Raw genomic sequence first — 4,324 nt, 5'->3', positions numbered from 1 at the left:
GCAGAAGGCGGCAAGCGTCATGGCGTATCACCTCGCGGTTCGAAAGCGGTCCGGTGCACGGCGGCCGGGACGGCGGGCTCGTGGGCAGTGGGGACTGGGACGGTTGCCGGGGTATGGGCAGCGGCGGCAACGGCGGCCTTGACCGCCTCGTTGCGCGCGGCGCGCGGCTTGCCCGCCGTTCTGGCGGGCGCCTTGCGGGCCCGGGCAGCCTTCACCGACATCCAGGCAAAGAACAGGGCGCTGGCCAGGCACGTCAGGTCAAAGCCCGCCATCACCCAGTCGCCCTGCGGCAAGGAAACGCCCAGGTGCCGGTCGGTGGTCAGCGCATTGACCACGGGCACCAGCGCCAGCGCGGCGGCGGCGATGGCAAGCAGGTCCTGCCACTTGCGCCGCTGAAACAGAAACGCGTAGACCAGCGACAGCCCCCAGGCCATGAAGAAGGCGCGCACTTCCCAGACCTGGCGGCCAGGCATGTCGGCCGGCAAGAGCCGGTTGGCCAGGAACACCGCCGCCACGCCGAACACGACGCCGGCGATGGTCCCGGCGTTCAGGCCGTCGACCAGACGCAGCGAGAACGCTTCCCGCGTGTCGCCCGGCCGCGCCTTCTGACGGCGCTTGGCGATCCACAGCACGAGGCCTGTGGCCACCATGGCCGTGCCGGCCAGGCTGACGATGAAATAGAACCAGCGCAGCAGCGGTTCGGCGAACAGGCCCAGATGCAGGCCAGTGATGACGCCCGTCGTCACGACCGTGGCGCTGTGATCGTCCTCGGACTCCTGCAGCGCGCCCGTCACCCCGTCAAAGCGCATGAAGGGCGCCAGCAGCCCGTACGACACGCCGTCACCCACGTTGCGCACCAGCGTGATGGTGGCGCCCGCGTCACCGGGATTGTTGACGGTCACCCGTCCGAGGCGGCCCTGCCAATGCTGCTGGGCCTGTTCCACCAGCGGCGCGATATCGACCAGCGGCGCCGGCTGGTTCTGCGGCGGCGTGATCTTGTTGGCCTTGAAGACCTCGCTCGTGAACTGGCGCGGATTGTCGTACACGGCCTGGATGCCCGCCGGCATCAGCATCACCATGAACAGCACCAGGCCGCTGAAGGTGATCATCAGGTGAAACGGCAGACCCAGTACCGACAGGACGTTGTGGCCGTCCATCCAGGCGCGCTGCCCGCCCTTGCCCGGCCGGAAGGTGAAGAAGTCCGCGAATATCTTCTTGTGCGTGATGATGCCGCTGATGATCGCCACCAGCATGAACATGCCCGCGATGCTGGCCAGCCAGCGCCCCCACGGAAACGCGGTCTCCAATTCGAAATGGAAGCGGTAGAAGAAGTCGCCGCCGCGCGTCTGGCGCGCCGTCACGGGCTCGCCCGTGGCCGCATCCAGCTTGACGCGCACGAAGCCGCGTTCGCCCGGCTTGGGCTTGGGCGTCTGGTACAGCAACTGGATGAGGGGCTCGCGATCCGAGGGCGGCGTGATGAACCAGCGCTTGGCGTCCGGCGCGTGTTCCGCCAGATAGCGCTGCGCGGTGGCGACGGCCTGCACGGCCGGCGCCGGCTGCGCTTGAACCTCAGGTTGCATCCAGCGCGTGATCTCGGGCCGGAAGAAGGCCAGCGAGCCGGTCAGGAACATGGCAAACAGCACCCAGCCGAAGATCAGGCCTGCCCACGTGTGCAGCCAGGACATGGACTGACGAATGCCCTCTTCGCCGGGATGTTTGTGTTTGGCCGCCTTCATGCCGCCACCAGCCGGTGCGCCAGGAATAAAACGCCCAGCAGTGCGGCCGGACCCAGGATGCCGGCCCAGGCGCGCCAGGCGCTGCGCGTGGCGAACACCCAGATCACGCCGCAGGCGTAGATCACGAAGGACAGCATCTGCGCTGCGGTCACGGCGTCGGCGCGCCCCATGGGCAGCCAGACCGCCAGACAGGCAGCCGCCGCCGAAGCCAGGGCGTAGCCGCCCAGGATGGCGGCCGTCGCGCGAGAGAAAACGGCCATTCTGTAGCGCATCATGCCTGCGCCGGCTGCGGGAGCTTTCACGGGAATTCTAGGTGGTTGCGGGTCCATGACGGACCCTGGAGGGGACGGGGTTTCCGAGCTTATCCGCCTTTCCCTGTATAAGGCCTGAATTATAACGATTCTCGTTAAGACAGGAACGGCAGTTCGGACCAAAAGAAAAGGCGGCTCGCCGGGGAGCCGCCTTATGGCACTGTTTACCAGCGATACCGCAAGCTGGCCTTGATGGAGCGCTGGTAGCCGAACCAGCACCACGATTCGCCGGAGCACGACGCGATGTACTCCTTGTCGAACAGGTTTTGCACGTTCAGCGCCACCTGCATGCCCTTGAGCGCGGGCGAGGCGCGGCCCAGGTCGTAGTCCAGCATCAGGTCCACCAGCGTGACCTTCGGCACCTTCAGCGTGTTGGCTTCGTTGGCGTACGACGAACCGATGTAGCGTACGCCACCACCAACGCCCAAGCCGGCCAGCGGCCCTTCCTGAAGCTGGTAGCGCGCCCATGCCGACGCCTGCTGCGACGGCAGCGCGGCCGGGGTCTTGCCGGTCAGGTCGAAGCCGGCCGCATTCGGATAGGCCTTGGTGTACTCGTTGTTCATGAGCGAGTACGCGGCAATCAGCGACAGGCCGCGCATCGGCTCGGTCTTGGCTTCGAGCTCGATGCCCTGCGTGCGCAGCTCGCCCGCCTGGATCGAGCACCGGCCGCCCGCCGTGCCGCACACGTGCGTCGGATCCGGATCGGTGGTCGTCATGTTCTCGCGGCGGATGTCGAAGGCCGCGAACGTCAGCAACGTGGCCGAACCCGGCGGCTGGTACTTGATGCCCACCTCGTACTGCTTGCCTTCGATCGGCTTGAACGGCGTGTTGTTCCAGCCCGTGCCCGATTGCGGCTCGAAGGATTCCGAATAGCTGAAGTACGGCGCCACGCCATTGTCGAAGTTGTAGATGGCGCCGATCCGGCCCGAAAAGGCTTCTGCTTTCAGCTTGGACGGGGTGACACGGCCGGAAGCGATGGCGGTCGTTTCACCCACGTTGCGCGACCAGTCATAGCGGCCACCCAAGAGGAACGACAGACGGTCGATCTTGATCTGGTCCTGAAAGTACACGCCCGTCTGGTACTGCGTGGTGGAAGCGTCGCTGGAGAACGCCGGCACCGGAATGTTCTGGAAGTTGTCCGGGTTCTTCACGTACAGCGGGGGCGCCGAGCCAAAGCCCGACAGCGTGTCGGTCTTGACGTGCTGATAGTCAAAGCCCACCAGCACGTTGTGGCCGATCTTGCCCGTGTTGAACCGCGCCTGCAGGTTGTTGTCGATCGTCAGCGCGCCGACGTCCACGTCCGTCGCGATGGAGGCGCGCTGGTGATACAGGTAGGTCGGGTCGGTGTACCCGTAGTAGTTGGTCATCGCGCCGTAGACGCTACGGTACTTGGCGTCCGAATGCGTCCAGCGCAGGCTTTGCGACGCCTTGAAGGTGTCGTTGAAGCGATGGTCCAGGATGTAGCCCAGCGAATAGCTCTTGCGGTCGCTCTTTTCGAAATTGGCGTCGCCGTCGTAGTAATCGGCCGGCAGGCGGAAGCCGTCGGGCGCGCGCAGCAGCGTACGCATCGCCGGCACGGCGCCGTACGAGCCCATGTCGGGATCGTGCTGGAAATTGGTCAGGACGGTCAGCGAGGTATCCGCATTGGGCTTGTACGCGAACGCCGGCGACACGAAGTAGCGGCGTTCCTTGGTGTCCTGCACCTGCCCGTCAGACATGTAGCCCGAGCCCACCAGGCGATACAGGTACTTGCCCTCTTCGTCGATGGGGCCGCCGAAATCAAAGTTGGCGCGGCGGAAATCGTAGTTGCCCACCTGCAGTTCCACTTCGCTCAGCGGCTCTTCCAGCGGACGCTTGCTGACCTGGTTCACCACGCCGCCCGGACCGCCCTGCCCGTACATCACCGACGCCGGCCCCTTCAGCACGTCCACGCGCTCCAGGCGGAAGGCGTCGACCTGCGGCAGCGCATCGCGGCCGCCGAACACACGCAGCCCGTCCAGATAGGTGGACGCCGAGAACCCGCGCACATTGAACTGGTCCAGGCGGGTCGCCGTGGCGCCGCGCGATTCGGTCGCCACACCTGCCGTGTAGCGCAGCACCTGGTTCAGCGTCTGCGCGCCCTGCTCGGTGATCTGCTCGCGCGTGACCACGGACACCGACTGCGGCGTCTCGATCAGCGGGATGTCGGTCTTGGTGGCGCTGGCGCTGGCGGTGGCCACATAGCCGACCGTGGGCGCAAAGGCGCTCTCCGACATGCCCGTCACCGTCACCGGCGCG

Annotated in this window: 3 protein-coding genes; all 3 read right to left on the bottom strand. The window is 66.2% G+C overall.

The genetic code is table 11. The features are described 5' to 3' along the window. Window positions 1–17: 17 nt before the first annotated feature. Window positions 18–1,736 carry a PepSY-associated TM helix domain-containing protein gene (locus tag B3446_RS26755; RefSeq protein WP_291387027.1) on the bottom strand — a complete coding sequence of 573 codons (1,719 nt, stop codon included), beginning with the start codon at window positions 1,734–1,736 and terminating at the stop codon, window positions 18–20. Continuing rightward, entirely contained in the window at window positions 1,733–2,011 is a 279-nt protein-coding gene (locus B3446_RS26750) for a DUF3649 domain-containing protein (RefSeq protein WP_291387025.1), read from the bottom strand. Before B3446_RS26750 ends, B3446_RS26755 begins: the two co-directional genes overlap by 4 nt. Before the next feature lie 200 nt (window positions 2,012–2,211). Continuing rightward, the coding region (locus B3446_RS26745; protein ID WP_291387022.1) for a TonB-dependent siderophore receptor at window positions 2,212–4,324 on the bottom strand (2,113 nt) is incomplete at its 5' end.

The organism is Achromobacter sp. UBA5777, assembly GCF_002418565.1.
Taxonomy (GTDB): Bacteria; Pseudomonadota; Gammaproteobacteria; order Burkholderiales; family Burkholderiaceae_B; genus Achromobacter; species Achromobacter animicus.
Note: the sequence above shows the minus strand (reverse complement) of the source record. Positions and strands in the feature narration are given on the sequence as shown.

Excerpts from the sequence above, each read along its gene's own strand:
- B3446_RS26755 (WP_291387027.1), bottom strand. The coding sequence starts at position 1,736 with ATGAAGGCGGCCAAACACAAACATCCCGGCGAAGAGGGCATTCGTCAG.
- B3446_RS26750 (WP_291387025.1), bottom strand. The coding sequence starts at position 2,011 with ATGATGCGCTACAGAATGGCCGTTTTCTCTCGCGCGACGGCCGCCATC.